This is a genomic window from Mesorhizobium sp. B2-6-4 (assembly GCF_006441495.1).
Classification (GTDB): Bacteria; Pseudomonadota; Alphaproteobacteria; order Rhizobiales; family Rhizobiaceae; genus Mesorhizobium.
The window spans coordinates 1-15409 of sequence record NZ_VFUE01000001.1 but is presented as its reverse complement, the minus strand read 5'-3'; the positions used below and the strand labels follow the sequence as shown (position 1 = coordinate 15409).

The 15409-nt window shown below is 64.2% G+C and carries 12 protein-coding genes and 1 pseudogene; 8 read left to right on the top strand and 5 right to left on the bottom strand.

Annotated elements, in window-relative coordinates; genetic code table 11:
- Positions 1 to 99: 99 nt before the first annotated feature.
- From FJ426_RS00065 to FJ426_RS00035, 7 genes and pseudogenes are all read left to right on the top strand, one after another.
- Positions 100 to 2694 carry a GumC family protein gene (locus FJ426_RS00065; RefSeq protein ID WP_140824704.1) on the top strand — a complete coding sequence of 865 codons (2595 nt, stop codon included), beginning with the start codon at positions 100 to 102 and terminating at the stop codon, positions 2692 to 2694.
- Positions 2695 to 2935: 241 nt separating this feature from the next.
- A complete protein-coding gene (gene folD / locus FJ426_RS00060) occupies positions 2936 to 3835 on the top strand; it encodes a bifunctional methylenetetrahydrofolate dehydrogenase/methenyltetrahydrofolate cyclohydrolase FolD (protein ID WP_140501082.1) in 900 nt (299 codons plus the stop codon).
- A gap of 55 nt (positions 3836 to 3890) precedes the next feature.
- The gene (locus FJ426_RS00055) at positions 3891 to 4853 is read left to right on the top strand and encodes a GlxA family transcriptional regulator (protein WP_140501084.1); all 963 of its coding nucleotides are present in this window, start codon (positions 3891 to 3893) and stop codon (positions 4851 to 4853) included.
- Between the two features lie 89 nt (positions 4854 to 4942).
- Positions 4943 to 6622, top strand: a complete 1680-nt coding sequence (locus FJ426_RS00050) for a VWA domain-containing protein (RefSeq protein WP_140676725.1) — start codon at positions 4943 to 4945, stop codon at positions 6620 to 6622.
- 40 nt (positions 6623 to 6662) lie between these two features.
- A pseudogene (locus FJ426_RS31650) lies at positions 6663 to 6954 on the top strand (hypothetical protein); the annotation flags it as partial.
- Positions 6951 to 7226 (top strand): BrnT family toxin, encoded by a 276-nt coding sequence (locus FJ426_RS00040; protein ID WP_140501088.1) that lies wholly within the window; start codon positions 6951 to 6953, stop codon positions 7224 to 7226. The pseudogene FJ426_RS31650 and the gene FJ426_RS00040, both read left to right, overlap by 4 nt.
- Positions 7195 to 7473 carry a helix-turn-helix domain-containing protein gene (locus tag FJ426_RS00035; protein ID WP_140501090.1) on the top strand — a complete coding sequence of 93 codons (279 nt, stop codon included), beginning with the start codon at positions 7195 to 7197 and terminating at the stop codon, positions 7471 to 7473. The genes FJ426_RS00040 and FJ426_RS00035 overlap by 32 nt, the downstream gene beginning before the upstream one ends.
- 326 nt (positions 7474 to 7799) lie before the next feature.
- Here FJ426_RS00035 and edd read toward each other — a convergent pair whose 3' ends face one another.
- The 3 genes from edd to zwf form a co-directional block, all read right to left on the bottom strand.
- Positions 7800 to 9644 carry a phosphogluconate dehydratase gene (edd, locus tag FJ426_RS00030; RefSeq protein WP_140525577.1) on the bottom strand — a complete coding sequence of 615 codons (1845 nt, stop codon included), beginning with the start codon at positions 9642 to 9644 and terminating at the stop codon, positions 7800 to 7802.
- A gap of 72 nt (positions 9645 to 9716) precedes the next feature.
- Positions 9717 to 10433: a 6-phosphogluconolactonase gene (pgl, locus tag FJ426_RS00025; RefSeq protein ID WP_140562179.1), complete on the bottom strand. Its 717-nt coding sequence runs from the start codon at positions 10431 to 10433 to the stop codon at positions 9717 to 9719.
- Positions 10415 to 11887, bottom strand: coding sequence for a glucose-6-phosphate dehydrogenase (gene zwf, locus FJ426_RS00020; protein ID WP_140501096.1), 1473 nt, complete (start codon positions 11885 to 11887; stop codon positions 10415 to 10417). The genes pgl and zwf overlap by 19 nt, the downstream gene beginning before the upstream one ends.
- Positions 11888 to 12200: 313 nt before the next feature.
- On the opposite strand from zwf, the gene FJ426_RS00015 reads away from it, so the two are divergent.
- A complete protein-coding gene (locus FJ426_RS00015) occupies positions 12201 to 12947 on the top strand; it encodes an SDR family oxidoreductase (RefSeq protein ID WP_140513390.1) in 747 nt (248 codons plus the stop codon).
- 67 nt (positions 12948 to 13014) lie between these two features.
- Here the strand turns inward: FJ426_RS00015 and FJ426_RS00010 are convergent, their stop codons facing one another.
- On the bottom strand, positions 13015 to 13863 hold the full coding sequence (locus tag FJ426_RS00010) for an SH3 domain-containing protein (protein ID WP_140562177.1): 849 nt from the start codon (positions 13861 to 13863) through the stop codon (positions 13015 to 13017).
- 224 nt (positions 13864 to 14087) lie between these two features.
- Entirely contained in the window at positions 14088 to 15374 is a 1287-nt protein-coding gene (locus tag FJ426_RS00005; RefSeq protein WP_140824703.1) for an FAD-binding oxidoreductase, read from the bottom strand.
- Positions 15375 to 15409: the final 35 nt, after the last annotated feature.

Genomic DNA, 15409 nt, shown 5'->3' with positions numbered 1-15409 from the left:
GCCGCCTAAAATTAACCTTTTGTTTCCTATGCTTGTTTAGCGTGGCTTAACAAATGGCCGACTGCCGCTGTCTGGCGGCTGAAAGTAAGCTCCGCGACAATGGGCGACAGGGAAAATCGTGAGGACTGGAGGCGCGAGCGATCCTTGCTGGCGCTTGGCCAAGCCGTGCGCGGTGAGGACGAGGCATCGCTGGTCTCGCTAGGGGATCGGGCAAATCCGTCATGGCGCGAGGATGCCGCCACACGTCATCGCCTGGCGCGTTCGCAGCGCGAGGCGAAGATGAATCCGGCGCCTTCCGCATCCGCCGCAACGCAACGCTTGCAGCCGGGCGACGAGCCGGCTCCGGCGTCCGCCGGCATTTCGCATTCGCACCATGGGGCCGGTATCGGCGGTTCGGACCCGGCGATGCCGTATGAAGAGACGGTTCCTGAGATCGCCTCGAGCGTTGATTCCCCGCGCAGCACATCCGAACCGCTGAGCGCGAGCGAAGCGGGAGCATCTCCTGGCGAGGATGCCGACAGCCAGCAATGGAAGCCCCTGATCGATCCGATGCAGGTGGTTCGCGGCGTCGCCAGGTCCAAAGCGCTGATCATCACCACGACGGTACTGGGCGCGGCGCTCGGCGTTGCGATTGCCCTGTCGACGCCGAAGAAATACGAGTCCACCACCGAACTGATCGTCGACCCGCGCGACCTGAAGCTTACGGATCGCGATCTCACCCAGGCGGTGGTCATGCCCGACGCGGCGCTCGTCAACGTCGAGAACCAGATCAAGTTGCTGACCTCCGGCACCGTGTTGAACAAGGTTGTCCAGGAGCTCAACCTTGTCGACGACCCCGAGTTCAACGGCCAAGGCAATGGCGGCCTGAGCGTCATATCGCTGATCCGCTCGATCCTGTTGCGCCAGGACGGACCGGGCGGTGTCGACCAATCCCGCCGCCTTTCCCTTGCCATCGTCAACCTGGCCGAGAGCGTTTCGGTCGAGCGCGGCGGCAAGACCTCCGTGATCACCATCGGCGTCACCACGCAGGACGCCCAGAAATCGGCGCTCATCGCCGAAACGATGACGAAGGTCTTCCTGCAGACTTCGGGTGAAATCCAGTCCGACACTGCCGGCCGGGCCAACAACGAACTGACGGCGAAACTCGACGAGATGCGCAAGGGCGTCGAGGCGGCCGAGCGCAAGGTCGAGGATTTCAGGGCCACCCATGATCTTGTCGACGCGCAGGGCCATCTGATCAGCGACGACCAGATGCTCAAGCTCAACGAGCAGCTTTCCGTCGCTCGCGCCCGCACGCTGGAGCTGAACGCCCGCGCGGCCTCGGCACGTCAGGTCAACGTGAATTCGGTGCTCAGCGGCACCTTGCCGGAAGAGATCAACTCCAACTCCATGAGCGATCTGCGCTCGCAATACGCAACGCTCAAGCAGGAGGCTGATCGGGCAGCGGTCCGGCTCGGACCGCGCCATCCCGAGCGCCAGGCGCTCGAGGCCCAGCTCACCGGCGCGCGCGAACGCATCCTCGCCGAACTCAGCCGCATCGCATCGTCGCTGCAGGTTGACCTGAAACGCTCGGTCCAGCTCGAACAGGACCTTGCTTCCCGCCTGGCGCAGATGAAGGTGCGCAGCGGCGATGTCAACAGCGACCTTGTCTCGATGCGCGAACTGGAACGCGAGGCCTCGGCCAAGCGCTCGGTCTATGAGCAATATCTCCTGCGCGCCAAGGAGACCGGCGAGCAGAAGAATATCAACACCGCCAATATGAGCGTAATCTCGCCCGCCTCCATTCCGCTGGAGCCGAACGGGCCGTCGCGCGCCGTGGTGGCGCTTGCCGGCCTGCTGCTGGGCTTTGCCTCCGGCGTCGGTCTCGGCGCCATGCGCGGCGCCTATGAAAGCCTGCGTGAGACCGCCAGGTCACGATCCCGCCGTGACCGCAAGATAGAGGAGCGCCGGGCGCCGCTCGATGACCAGGCATTCCGGGCGCCGCCTCCGCCGGCGCCGCCGATACCGCAAGCATCGCCGCCGCAATCACCGCCGCCGCCACCAGCATCAGTGCCGCCGCTTGCCGCGCAGCCCGGAGCCGCTGCCACCGAGGGTCCAAGCCGGATCGGCTTGCTGATGTCGAGGCTGCGCAAAGCCGTGTCCCGCAAGCCCGCCACCGAGGCGCAGGACGATGCGTTTCCCGGTGCATCTGCATCGGCCGCTGTCGCCGAAGAGGGCCGGCCGGCGAGCACTCCGGCATTTCCCGACTATCCGGCTCCGGATTCCGCCTCTGGACATCGCCCGCCAGCTCCAGACTATCCGCGGCCATCTTTTCAGCCAGACGCGGACGCCGGCTATACGCGGCCCATGGGACCGCCATTGCGGTCGCCCCTGGTGCCGCAGCAGGCGATGTATCCGGCCTCGTCCCATCCCTATGCGCAGCCCTTGGTCTATCGGCACATGCAGCCTTGGCAGACGCGGTCGGCGGCAGGCCATCCCCAGGCCACGGCGCCCTATGGCGCGCCCATGCCCTACCCGGCCGCACCCGCTCCGGCTCAGCCGTCGGCCTATCCCGCCGCGCCGCTGGAGCAGCCCGCCGCCGCCGAGAAGGGCGCCGAGCAGGCGTCGATCGAGGAAATTCGCGCCAGCCTGCGCGAATTTCGCGAGGCTGTTCGCGAGCTTACCGAGAGCCGCGCGGGCCGCCGCTATTTCTGAGCCACAAGATAGTCTCCTGTGTCGAACAAAAGCGCGCCGGTTTCGCGTAAACGGCATCGGACGGCGCTTTGACGGGATTGCGTGTTCGAATTTTCGTCAAAATGCCGCGCGGTGTCTTTGCTGGGGACGCAGCCCGGCTGGCCGGGCCATGCAGGCTTCGGCGCACGCTTGAGAAAAGGATCCAAAGCGCCGCATTTTCGGACGCGGCCGGTTTGGCGGAACGTATCGAGGGGTGATTCATATGGCCGAAGTGATTGACGGCAAAAGCGTTGCCGAAGACGTGGTGCGGACGGTGAAGACCTTGACCGCCGAGCTTGTCGCCAAGGGCAAGATCCAGCCCGGTCTCGCCGTGGTCATCGTCGGCGAGGATCCGGCGAGCCAGGTCTATGTCGCCTCCAAATCCCGCACCGCCAAGGAATGCGGCTTTCATTCGGTCCAGCACACGCTGCCGGCGGATACCTCCCAGGAGGCGCTGCTCAAGATCATCGCCGACCTCAACGCCGATCCGGCCATCAACGGCATCCTGGTGCAGCTTCCGCTTCCCGCCCACATCGACGCCGGCAAGGTCATCCAGGCGATCGCGCCGCAGAAGGATGTCGACGGCTTCCATTTCATCAATGTCGGCAAGCTCGGCACCGGCGAACTCGACACCGCTTTCGTTCCCTGCACGCCCGCCGGCTCGATGCTCCTGATCGAGCGCGTGCGCGGCAAGGATCTGTCGGGCCTCAATGCCGTCGTCGTCGGCCGTTCCAACATCGTCGGCAAGCCGATGGCCAATCTCCTGCTTGCCGCCAATTGCACCGTCACCATCGCGCACAGCCGCACGAAGGATCTGCCGGGACTGGCCCGCACCGCCGACATTCTCGTGGCCGCGGTTGGCCGGCCGGAGATGATCAGGGGCGATTGGGTGAAGCCCGGCGCAACCGTCATCGACGTCGGCATCAATCGCATCCCGGCCCCGGAGAAGGGGGAGGGCAAATCCCGCCTCGTCGGCGATGTCGCCTATGCCGAAGCGGCCAAGGCCGCCGGCGCCATCACGCCCGTGCCCGGCGGCGTCGGGCCGATGACCATTGCCATGCTGATGGCCAATACGTTAGCCTCCGCCTACCTTGCGGCCGGGTTGAAACGGCCCTCCTTCTGACCACCAGAAAGCAGCAGCTTTGCCGAACCCAACTATTCCCTTGGAACGGCCGGTCATGAATGATCCCGTTCAAGGCGGCCGGCAATTCGCATTCCTGCTGGTCGACAAGTTCTCCATGTTCTCGCTGGCCGCCGCGATCGACACGTTCCGTTCGGCGAACCGGCTGCTCGGCCGCGATTTCTACGGCTGGACGACGGTATCGGCCGATGGCGATCCGGTGATGGCGTCCAACGGCTTGCCGCTCAAGATCGACTATGCGGTTGCCGACCTTCCGCCGGTCGACATCCTCTTCGTCTCGGTCGGGCTGACCACGGAGTTTCCCGGCAAGAGCAAGGTTCTGGCGGCGCTGCGCAGCTGGGGCCGGCGCGGCAATGCGCTCGGCGCGCTGTCGGTCGGATCCTATTTGCTGGCCGAGGCCGGCCAGCTCGACGGCTATCGCTGCACCATCCATTGGGAGAACCGCGCCGGCTTCGTCGAGCGCTTTCCCGACATCAACTGCACTGGCAACGTCTTCGAGATCGACCGCAAGCGCTACACCTGCGCCGGCGGCACCACCTCGATCGACCTGATGCTGGAGATCGTGCGCGGCGACTTCGGCTCGAACCTCGCCAATGGCGTCGCCAACCAGTTCCAGCACGAGCGCATCCGCTCGGCCGGCGACCGCCAGCGCGTCGGGCCGGAGCGCGATCTCACCGGCAAGTCGGAGAAGCTCAGGCGCATCGTCGAGCTGATGGCCGACCATCTCGACGAGCCGCTCTCGGCGGTGCAGCTCGCCAAATCGGCCGGCCTTTCGGTGCGTCAGGTGGAGCGTTTGTTCCTGCGCCACCTCAACGTCACGCCCGGCCGCTACTACATGCGGCTGCGGTTGGAGCGGGCGCGCGAATTGTTGCGCCAGACCAACATGCCGATCCTCGATGTGGCGATCGCCACCGGCTTCACCTCGCATTCCTATTTTGCCCAGAGCTACCGGCTGCAGTTTGGCCGCCCGCCTTCCGAAGAGCGCCGCACCACCTACTAAGCCGCGGACAAGCCGCGTCCGGGCTTGTGTCCCAGGGTGGGCTCAAATAGCTTCAGCCGGCGGACGGGGCGGCTACTCAGGAGATTTTGATGGCGGGACTTGCACGGAGCGTCGCTGCGGCGTTTCTCCTTTTGTCGATGACGACATTCGGCTTTGCCGCGAACAAGCTCATCATCATCCTCGACGCTTCAGGGTCGATGTGGGCGCAGATCGACGGCAGGCCCAAGCTGGAAATCGCCCGTGAGTCGCTGAGAAGCGTGCTGCAATCGGTTCCCGCCGACGATGAACTCGGTTTCATGGCCTATGGCCATCGCAAGAAAGGCAGTTGCGAGGACATCCAGCTGATCGTACCGCCGCAGGCCGGCGCGGCGAGCGCGATTTCGGCCGCGGCCGACAGCATGAAATTCCTCGGCAAGACGCCGCTGACATCAGCCGTCAAGCAGGCGGCCGAAGCGCTGAAATACACCGAGGACAAGGCGACCGTCATTCTCATCACCGACGGGCTCGAGACCTGTGGCGGCGATCCTTGCGCGCTTGGCAAGGAACTCGAATCGTCCGGCGTCGATTTCACAGCCGACGTTGTCGGCTTTGGCCTTACGGCCGACGAAGGCAAGCAGATCGCTTGCCTCGCCGACAACACCGGCGGCAGGTACATCCAGGCGTCCGACGAGAAGGCGCTGCGGCAAGCTTTGGTCGAAACCGTCGCCGCACCGGCGCCGTCACCGCCCCCCGCGCCGGCGCCGGCAACCGAACCGGCGCCAGCGCCAGCGCCTGCGCCGGAGCCTGCAAGGCCTGCTTTCAATTTCCAGCCGACCGTGGTGATGGCCGAAGGCGGCGAGCCGATCACCGACGGCAATGCCTGGGAGATTTACAAAGCCAACCCCGACGGCTCGCGCGGCGAGTCCGTCACCACCGAATATGGCAGCTATAGCGGCAAACTCGATCCCGGCGACTATATCGTCGTCGCGCGCGACGACGAAGCCAAGGTCGAGCAGAAGGTCAAGATCGAGGCCGGCCAGGTCCAAAAACCGCTCTTTATCCTGAACGCCGGCACATTGATCATTCACCCGCATGCCAGCCAGGGTGCCGAGATCAGCAGCGAAGCCCGCGTCGATTTCGCCTATCCCGGTGGCAGCACCACCCATTACGGCGACACCCAGGCCATCGTGCCGGCGGGCGAACAGAAGGTGACGGTGCAGATCGGTGCCGGCACGGTGACGGAAACAATCCAGCTCGCCGCCGGGCAGACCGTAGAAAAGGACGTCGTGGTCGGCGTCGGCCAGGCCATGCTCAATGCCTACTATACGTCTGGCGGCGAGAAGGCCGACAATTCGGCCATCGGCTTTGAGATCGTCAAGGCGAAGAAGAAGATCGACGGCAGCCGCGACAGCGTCGAGCACTCCTATGGGGCCGACAGCAAGTTCTGGCTGCCGCCCGACGACTATGTGGCGGTGACAACGCTCGATCTCGCCGTCGTCGAGCAGCCTTTCAGCATCAAGCCCGGCGACAGCCAGGACGTGAAGGTCGTGCTCGATGCGGGCGTGCTCGCAATATCGGCGCCCGGCGCTTATTCGATTGAGGTGTTTTCGTCGAAAAAGGACATCGATGGCAAGCGCAAATCGCTCGGCTTCAACTACGGCGACAACTGGCAGCAGACGATCCCCGCCGGCGATTATGTCGTCGTCCGGCATATGTCGGATGAGGGTCATGACAAGGAGATGCCGGTGACAGTCAAGGCTGGCGAACGGGCCGAGATCACGGTTCAGTAGGGTTTGGTTGTCAGCAACAGAAGGGGCGGCCCACGAGCCGGCCTACCAGGCCGGTCTCGATTGGCGAACCGTCAAGTCAATCAACGACACCTACGACATTCCGGCCGTGCTGAAAGCTCGACCATGGCCGAGATGCGATGAATGTGCTGCCCGAAATCGCCGGCGCTTTAGCCGGCCGAGCGAAGGTTTACCCAGCGGCTCCAGTTACCATACCGAGCGGTTTAAGCGCCTTTCCTCTGTGGGTTTGTCGCGCTCCTAAAACCCTCGACATTTCACGAGTGAAAAGGGGATTTGCGGTCTATACGGAAATCCCGTATGATTGTAGCCCATGACGCAGGACAGGTTCGACTCTGCCAAGGATGCGGCGAACCGCGAAAAGCACAAGTTACCGCTAGCCTTTGGCGATCGGATTTTTGAGGACGACAACCATCTGATTATCCCCTCCATCCGAGAGATCGACGGCGAGGAACGGTTCAAGGTGGTCGGCATCGTCGGGGAGAAGCTGTTCACCGGCGTCTTCGTCTGGCGGGGTGAACAGCCCCGCTTCATCTCAGTGAGAAGGAGCAACAAGGGTGAAGAACGAGCATATCTCGCTACCTGCTGACCCGGCTGACGCCGATGACTTCGACGTGACGGCTGGGGCGATGGACCGGGGCCAGCGCGCCCGCCTGATCCGCAAGACGAGGACCGGGCTTGGCCTGTCGCAGTCCGAGTTCGCCAGCCGCTTCCGGGTTCCGGTCGGCACGCTACGCGATTGGGAGCAGGCGCGGGCAACCGCGCCGGATTTCGCTATCGCCTATGTGCGCGTGATCGGTCAGCATCCGGACATGGTGGCGAAGGCCGTCGCATAGCTGGCGTCACCGAGGAGTTTCGGCTTGCATGTCGTAGTTTCGGCAGCTTCGCGAATTTGCCCATATGGCGAGCTGACGAAAAATTGAGATTTTGTGGTGATTCGGAGGAATCATGAACAGCTAGCGTACGCCGCCAGCGGAGAGCAGTTGCATTCGAGAAGCACAGTGGGGCGAGTTATTTACGGAAAGCCTTGTGCTTTGCCCTTTCGGCCACGTCCGATCTCAGAAATCCTAATCTTCGCAACAAAATAACCGGCTTTGACGACGATCCCCGCGACAAGCAAGTAATCCACATTTCAGCTACGGCGGCCAGGAGCCGTCCCTTTTCATTGCAGTGCGAATTCCGCTGCGTCGGTTCCAAACGCGCTGGCCCCATGGTCGGCTCGACCCACCAGCTGCCGGAATCCGGCGAAGAGCTCACGGCCAAAGCCGAACTCATTACCGATGAGATCGGCTTCCGCTGTCCGACGCAGCGCGAATTCCGCCGCCGGTACCAGCACTTCAAGCGTGCCGGCATCGGCATCCAGCCGGATGATGTCGCCGTCGTGGATCCTGGCGATCGGGCCGTCCTCGACCGCTTCCGGCGTGACATGGATCGCCGCCGGCACCTTGCCGGAGGCGCCAGACATGCGCCCGTCCGTGACCAGTGCGACGCGCTGGCCGCGATCCTGCAGGATGCCGAGCACGGTGGTCAGCTTGTGCAGTTCCGGCATGCCGTTGGCCTTCGGCCCCTGGAAGCGGATGACGGCGATGAAGTCGCCGGTAAGCGTGCCGGCCTTGAAGGCTTCGTTCAGCCCTTGCTGGCTGTCGAACACCTTGGCCGGCGCTTCGATGAGGCGCCGTTCCGGCTTCACCGCGGACGTCTTGATGACGGCATGGCCGAGGTTGCCGGCCAGCACCTTGAGGCCGCCCGTCGGCTGAAAGGCTTTCTTGAACGGCGCCAGGACCTTCGCGTCGCCACTCGCGCGCGGGGCGGCTTCGCGCACGACGCTGCCGTCGGCACCGAGCTTTGCCTCGACTGCGTAGGGTCGCAGGCCTTCGCCCCATACCGTCTGCACATCTTCATGCAGCACGCCTTCGTCGAGCAGCTCGCGAATGAGGAAGCCGAGCCCGCCGGCGGCATGGAAATGGTTCACATCCGCAAGCCCGTTGGGATAGACGCGCGCCAGGAGCGGCACCGCTTCCGAGAGGTCGGAAATATCCTGCCAGGTCAGCGCGATCCCAGCGGCTGCGGCCATGGCGATCAGATGAATGGTATGGTTGGTCGAGCCGCCGGTCGCGTGCAGGCCAACCACGCCGTTGACGATGGAACGCTCGTCGATCATCCGCCCGACCGGCGTATAGGCGTTGCCAAGCGCGGTGATCGCCAGCGCCCGCTTGGTCGCCTCGCGGGTCAAGGCATCTCGCAGCGGCGTGCCCGGATTGACGAAGGAAGCGCCTGGCGTGTGCAGGCCCATGATCTCCATCAACATCTGGTTGGAGTTGGCCGTGCCATAGAAGGTGCATGTCCCCGGTCCATGGTAGGATTTGGACTCGGCCTCCAGCAGTTCGGCGCGGCCTGCCTTGCCCTCGGCATAGAGCTGGCGAACCCTGGCCTTTTCATCGTTGGGCAGGCCTGTCGTCATCGGCCCGGCCGGAATGAACACCGCCGGCAGATGGCCGAAGGTCAGTGCCGCGATCACCAGCCCGGGCACGATCTTGTCGCAGACGCCCAGATAAACGGCGGCGTCGAACATATTGTGCGACAGGCCGATCGCGGCCGCCATGGCGATGACATCGCGCGAGAACAGCGAAAGCTCCATGCCCGGCTGCCCCTGGGTGACACCGTCGCACATCGCCGGCACGCCGCCGGCAACCTGGGCGATGCCGCCGGCCTCCCGCGCCGCTTCCTTGATCAGCGCCGGGAATGTCTCGAAGGGCTGATGCGCCGACAGCATGTCGTTGTAGGAGGTGATGATACCGAGGTTCGGCACCTTGTCGGCACCCAGCGCCACTTTCTCCGAGGGGCTGCACACGGCAAAGCCATGGGCAAGATTGCCGCAGGACAGCACCGCCCGGTTGGCGGTCTGGTTCGATGCGCTGGCGATGCGGCCGAGATAGCGCTCGCGGCCCGGCTTGGAGCGTTGGCGGATGCGCTCCGTGATGGCTTCGATATCGCGTCTTGCGGTCATGGCGTTCGGTCCTTTCAAGCGAGGTCCCGGAAACATCCTCCCGCCGTTTGCCGGGACCAGATAAGTCTAGAGTTAGGGTGCCCAGAAAACCTCTACAGGCCTGGGGGCGGCGTCGAGCACGGCGCGGATCGGCTTTCGCGGACCGGGTGCCACCGCGCCGTCGAAGGCGGTGCGTTTGTCCTCGCCCTCTATGTGCAGCGCCAGGAAGCCGGCATCGACGATGCGCGCCAGCGACAGGGTCAGCCGCGGCTCGCCGGCGCTTGCCGCATGAACCGGCAGCACGATCCTGTGCGAGGACGGGTCGAGCAATTTCGCCAGATCGTCGGCGTCGGGAAAGAATGAGGCGGTATGGCCGTCAGGTCCCATGCCGAGCACGGCGACGTCGAGCGGCCAGGGCAGGGACTGGAGCGCCGCATTGTCCGATGCCGCGGCATCCTCGATGCTGACGGCTTCGTGATAGAGCGGCACGAACCGTGCCGCCGCAGCCGCGTTCTGCAACAGATTGGCGGCCACCAGTCCGGCATTGGAACGCGGCGAGGAGGCCGGCACGAAGCGCTCGTCGATCTGCGTCACCGTTACCTTGTCCCAGGCGATCGGTATTCCCGACAGGGCAGCAAAGAATTTTGCCGGCGTCGTGCCGCCGGAAACGGCCAGTAACGCCGTGCCGCGCGCCGCGATTGCCTTTGCCAGCCGGTCGGCGACGCGGCCGGCCAGCGCAGCCGCCAGTTCCGCGCGGTCGGAAAAGCCATTCCAGTTGTAGCTGGCGCTGTTCAATTGCTCTCGTGCCATGTCCGCCCGTCACGTTCGATCAGCGCTATCGAGGCCGAAGGTCCCCAGGTGCCCGCCGTATAGCCCTGCGCCTCCTGCCTGGCGCTTTCCCAGGCGTTCTGGATCGGGTCGATCCACCTCCACGCGGCCTCGACCTCGTCGCGGCGCATGAACAGCGTCTGGTTGCCGCGCACGACATCCATGATCAGCCGTTCATAAGCGTCCGGCGCGCGGCCGTCGAAGGACTGCGCGAAGCTCATGTCGAGCGAAATCTGCCGCAGCCGCATGCCGCCCGGACCCGGGTCCTTGATCATGATGAATTGTTTGACGCCTTCGTCGGGCTGCAGCCGGATGACCAGCTGGTTGGCGAAGATCGGCCCGGCGCTGTCGCCGCCGAAGATCGAATGCGGGATCGGCTTGAACTCGATGACGATCTCCGAGACCCGGGTTGCCAGCCGCTTGCCGGTCCTGAGGTAGAACGGAACGCCTGCCCAGCGCCAGTTGCCGATCTCGGCCTTGATCGCGACGAAGGTTTCGGTGTTGCTGTCCTTGCCGAGCTCCTCGACATAGCCTTTCACCGGCCCGCCTGCGGAAGCGCCGGCGCGGTATTGTCCACGCACCGTGTGCTTCGGCGCCTCGTTGCCGTTGATGCGCTTGAGCGCGCGCAGCACCTTCAGCTTCTCGTCACGCACGGCGTCGGCGTCCATCGACGATGGCGCTTCCATGGCCACCAGGCAGAGCAGTTGCAGCATATGGTTCTGCACCATGTCGCGCAGCGCGCCGGCCTTGTCGTAATAGGTGACACGGTCTTCCAGGCCGACCGTCTCGGCGACGGTGATCTGCACGTGGTCGATATGGGCGGAATTCCACAGCGGCTCGTAGAGCGCATTGGCAAAACGCAGCGCCATCAGGTTCTGCACCGTTTCCTTGCCGAGATAGTGGTCGATGCGGAAGATCTGGCTTTCGTGGAAATCGTCGCCGACCAGATCGTTGAGCGTTTGCGCAGAGGCGAGGTCGCGGCCGATCGGCTTCTCCAGCACGATGCGCGAATTCGGCGTGATCAGGTCGTGTTCTTTCAGCTTGTGCGAGATGTCGCCGAACAGCGCCGGCGCCACCGCCAGATAGAAGGCGCGGATGCAGTCGCTGTCACCGATCGCCTTTTTCAGTCTGTCGAACCCCGCGCCGCTCGTGGCATCGGCCGGGACATAGGAAAGCCGCGCCAGGAAGGTCTTGAGCTCCTTGGGATCGATATCGGCCGCCTTGACGTGGTCGGAAATAGCCTGCTTGGCGAAAGCCCGAAATTCGTCATCACTCATCTTCGAACGCGATGTGCCGATGATGCGGGTTGGCTCGGAAAATTGATGGTCGCGCTGGCGATAGTAGAGCGACGGCAGAAGTTTGCGTTCCGACAGGTCGCCGGTGCCACCGAAAATGATGAAGTCGAAAGGGTCGACGGGGATGATCTGGCTGGTCATGGTCTATCCGCTTTGACGCCGGTCGCGAGTACGCGGCTGATATATTCTAATCGATTTAAATTTTCCAGTGCCATGGTGTCACATCGACGACCGATCGCTACATATTTGCGTCGGTCCAGATGTGCGCTTGACACTGGCACCAAGCGAAGGCTTGTCGGCAAACGACAACTCCGCCAAGCCTTCGCAGTTGCAGCATAGGACGTGAATGTGACGAAAGCTAAGGGAGAATCAGCGCTTTGCCTGTCGTGGCACAGGCCATGACGCCGGCAGCCCGCGGTAAAAGCCACGCGATGAACCCAGGGAGCGGAAAAACATGCGTCTGAAGGACAAGGTCGCCATCGTCACCGGGGCCGCTTCGGGTTTCGGCGAGGGCATTGCCCGTCGCTTCGCCGAGGAGGGCGCCAGGATCGTCGTGGCCGACCTCAATGCCAAGGGCGCCGAACGCGTAGCCGGCGAGATCGGCGAGGCGGCGATCTGGACCCAGACCGACGTTTCGCAGCGCTCCGAATTCGACGAGATGGTCCATGCCGCCAAAAGCGCCTTCGGACGTATCGACATCATGGTCAACAATGCCGGGTTCACCCATCGCAATGGCGACATGCTCGAAGTCGACGAGGCGACGTTCGACCTGATCACATCGGTCAACATGAAGGCCATCTATCATGCTGCCCTTGCCGTCGTGCCGATCATGGAGCGGCAAGGCGGGGGCGTCATCCTGACCACGGCCTCCACCGCTGGCCTGCGCCCTCGGCCCGGCCTCACCTGGTACAACGCCTCCAAGGGCTGGGCGATCACCGCCACCAAGTCGATGGCGGTGGAACTCGCGCCGAAGAACATCCGCGTCAACTGCCTGTGTCCGGTGGCCGGCGAGACCGGCATGCTGGAAAAATTCATGGGCGCCGATACACCTGAAATCCGCGAGAAATTCCGCGCCTCGATCCCCCTCGGTCGGCTTTCGACCCCGCTCGACATCGCCAATGCGGCACTGTGGCTGGCATCCGACGAGGCCGTCTTCATTACTGGCGTTGCGCTGGAGGTCGACGGCGGGCGCTGCATCTGACGCACACCGTCATCGCTGCGCCAAAGATCGGCTCGGCCGTGCCTGCCTTAATCGTGGCGCTGGTGCGTCAGGCGCCGGTCTTGATGTAGGTTTTGTAGACCCAGCCTGTCTTGCCGTTGTAGACGATCTGGCACCAACGCTTGCAGCTCATCACTTGCACCGAGGTCTTGGCGGGCACCGTGACGATGGCGGCCGCATTCTTCTTCGGGCCGCTACGCATAGTCACGGCCCTGAGGATGCGCCCGGTGCCAGCCGCGGCCGCTTTGCGCGGTTCGGCCTTGCTGTCGTCATCCTGCGCGGCAGATTGCTGCGACGGTACTTGTGGTTGCGCGGCGGGAATGGCGGCGGTCTGCGCGCCATCGGGACTGCTGCCCGCCGCCGGCGCCGGTGCGGCGACCTTGGCGAGCTCGGTGGCGGCGTCGGTGTCGGCAGCGGGTTGCGCGAATGCCGCCGCCGCCGGCTTGTCAGGCGTCTGCCCGGCCTTGCTCGCCGACTGGCCGGAAGCAGCCGGTGCGGTCTTCGATTGGGAGGCGGTCCAGCGCGGGTCGTTCGCCGCGAGCGCCGGAATGGCGGCTTCCGAGACAGCCACGGTCGGCGAGACCTGGTCGGACTTTCGCGCCGCTTGCGGCACCGCCGCCGCGGCTACCGTGATCCCCGCCGGCGCGATCTTCGTCGTCTTCACCGGAACGGCCGGAATGGCTTGCTCTGGATTGGCAACCGCTTGCCGCTCGTTCGCCGGCAATGCCAGCCACAGTGCCACCGCGGCCACGCCGAGCAGCGCGGCCGTGCCGACCGCGGCAATCACCAGATGCGAGTTCGAACGGACTTCCTGCCAGAATGACGGGCGCATGTCGTAGCCGAACTGCATGGCAAAGCGCCGACGTTCCGGAGCACCGAAACTGAAGGGCTCTCTCACTCTTGCCACCTCCATAAGGGGCCGATGTTCTTCGATCAAACACCGCAATGCGTGCGTCGATCACACCGGTCCCAAATCAAACAGCGGGCGGGCCCGCAGAAAATCCCCGTCTATATTCGCCTAGAGATTGCACTTTTTGCCCGCGATTGTGGCATCAGTGCGCCATTGCTGAAGATTCTGCAACGCTTGGATGTCGCGGCCCCCATGATATTACTCAACAATTGTTAAATCCTGTCGCGCAACGCGAACCAGTTGAGCGCCAGGAAAAGCAGCGGCGCGCGCAAGCGCCGGCCACCGGGGAACGGCGGAATCTTCAAATCCTCGATCAGCTTTAGCCGGTCGCGGTTGCCGGCTACCGTTTCGGCATAGAGCTTGCCGAAGAAGTTCGACAGCATGACGCCGTGGCCGGAATAGCCGCCGGCCGAGATCACATTCGGCATGACTTCGCGCACGAACGGCTTTCTCGGTACCGTGATGCCGACATAGCCGCCCCAGCCATGCGTGATTTCGACGTCCCTCAGTGCGGGATAGAGTTCCGCGATCTGGCGGCGGATATGGATATGGATGTCCTTGGGGTCGTTGACGCCGTAGACCTCGCGTCCGCCGAACAGCAGCCGGCCATCCCTCGACTTGCGGAAGTAGCGCACGACGAAGCGGGAATCATCGACGGCCTCGCCGCCCGGCAGCACGTTCGAATCCGCTCCAAGCGGCACGGTCGCGCCGATGAACGACCCGATCGGCATGATGTGCGCGGCACTCACCGGTTCGAGCGTGCCGCCATAGGCATTGACAGCGATCAGGCATTTCTGCGCTGTGATCGTCCCCCTGGCTGTCGAAACCTTCACCGTGCCGCCGCTCGAAACAATGCCGGTCGACGGCGTCGCTTCGAACAATCGTGCGCCGGCCTGTGTCGCCGTCCGCGCCGTGCCGATCACCAGTTTCATCGGATGGATATGGCCGGTGCCGGTGTCGCGCGTCCCGCCGAAATAAGCTGTCGAGCCCAGCCGCTGCGCAGTTTCCGTCGCATCCATGAACGAAATATGCGGATAGGAGAAGCGGCTGGCCATGATCTCGGCATGCGCCTTGTAGTCGTCGACATAGCGCGGCTTGTGCGCAACCGAGAGCTGGCCCGGCATGTAGTCGATATCGATCTGGTTGGCGGCGGCGAATTCGAGCAGATGCGCCTTCGCCTCCTCGGCGAGGTCAAACAGTGCCTTGGCGCGGGAAAACCCGTACTCGGCCTCCAATTCCTCGGCCCAGGCGCGCTGCCCGGTGCCGAGCTGGCCGCCATTGCGCCCGGAAGCGCCCTCTCCGAAGCGATACGCCTCGATCAAAACTACATTGGTGCCCGCCTTGGCCAGATGCACCGCCGCCGACAAGCCGGTGAAACCGCCCCCAACGATAACGACGTCGCAGCTCCGGTCACCGTCCAGCGCCGGATACTCGGGTCGCGGGCCGGCCGTGTCCTCGTACCAGGAACGGCCGGGGGAGATCGGGGATTGGTAGGGCATGATGCTCACGGAGTAGGGGAGTAGGGGAGTAGGGG

Bases quoted from the DNA above. Each gene is read 5' to 3' on its own strand.
- FJ426_RS00065 (WP_140824704.1), top strand. From the start codon at position 100: ATGGGCGACAGGGAAAATCGTGAGGACTGGAGGCGCGAGCGATCCTTG.
- folD (WP_140501082.1), top strand. From the start codon at position 2,936: ATGGCCGAAGTGATTGACGGCAAAAGCGTTGCCGAAGACGTGGTGCGG.
- FJ426_RS00055 (WP_140501084.1), top strand. From the start codon at position 3,891: ATGAATGATCCCGTTCAAGGCGGCCGGCAATTCGCATTCCTGCTGGTC.
- FJ426_RS00050 (WP_140676725.1), top strand. From the start codon at position 4,943: ATGGCGGGACTTGCACGGAGCGTCGCTGCGGCGTTTCTCCTTTTGTCG.
- FJ426_RS00040 (WP_140501088.1), top strand. From the start codon at position 6,951: ATGACGCAGGACAGGTTCGACTCTGCCAAGGATGCGGCGAACCGCGAA.
- edd (WP_140525577.1), bottom strand. From the start codon at position 9,644: ATGACCGCAAGACGCGATATCGAAGCCATCACGGAGCGCATCCGCCAA.
- pgl (WP_140562179.1), bottom strand. From the start codon at position 10,433: ATGGCACGAGAGCAATTGAACAGCGCCAGCTACAACTGGAATGGCTTT.
- zwf (WP_140501096.1), bottom strand. From the start codon at position 11,887: ATGACCAGCCAGATCATCCCCGTCGACCCTTTCGACTTCATCATTTTC.
- FJ426_RS00015 (WP_140513390.1), top strand. From the start codon at position 12,201: ATGCGTCTGAAGGACAAGGTCGCCATCGTCACCGGGGCCGCTTCGGGT.
- FJ426_RS00005 (WP_140824703.1), bottom strand. From the start codon at position 15,374: ATGCCCTACCAATCCCCGATCTCCCCCGGCCGTTCCTGGTACGAGGAC.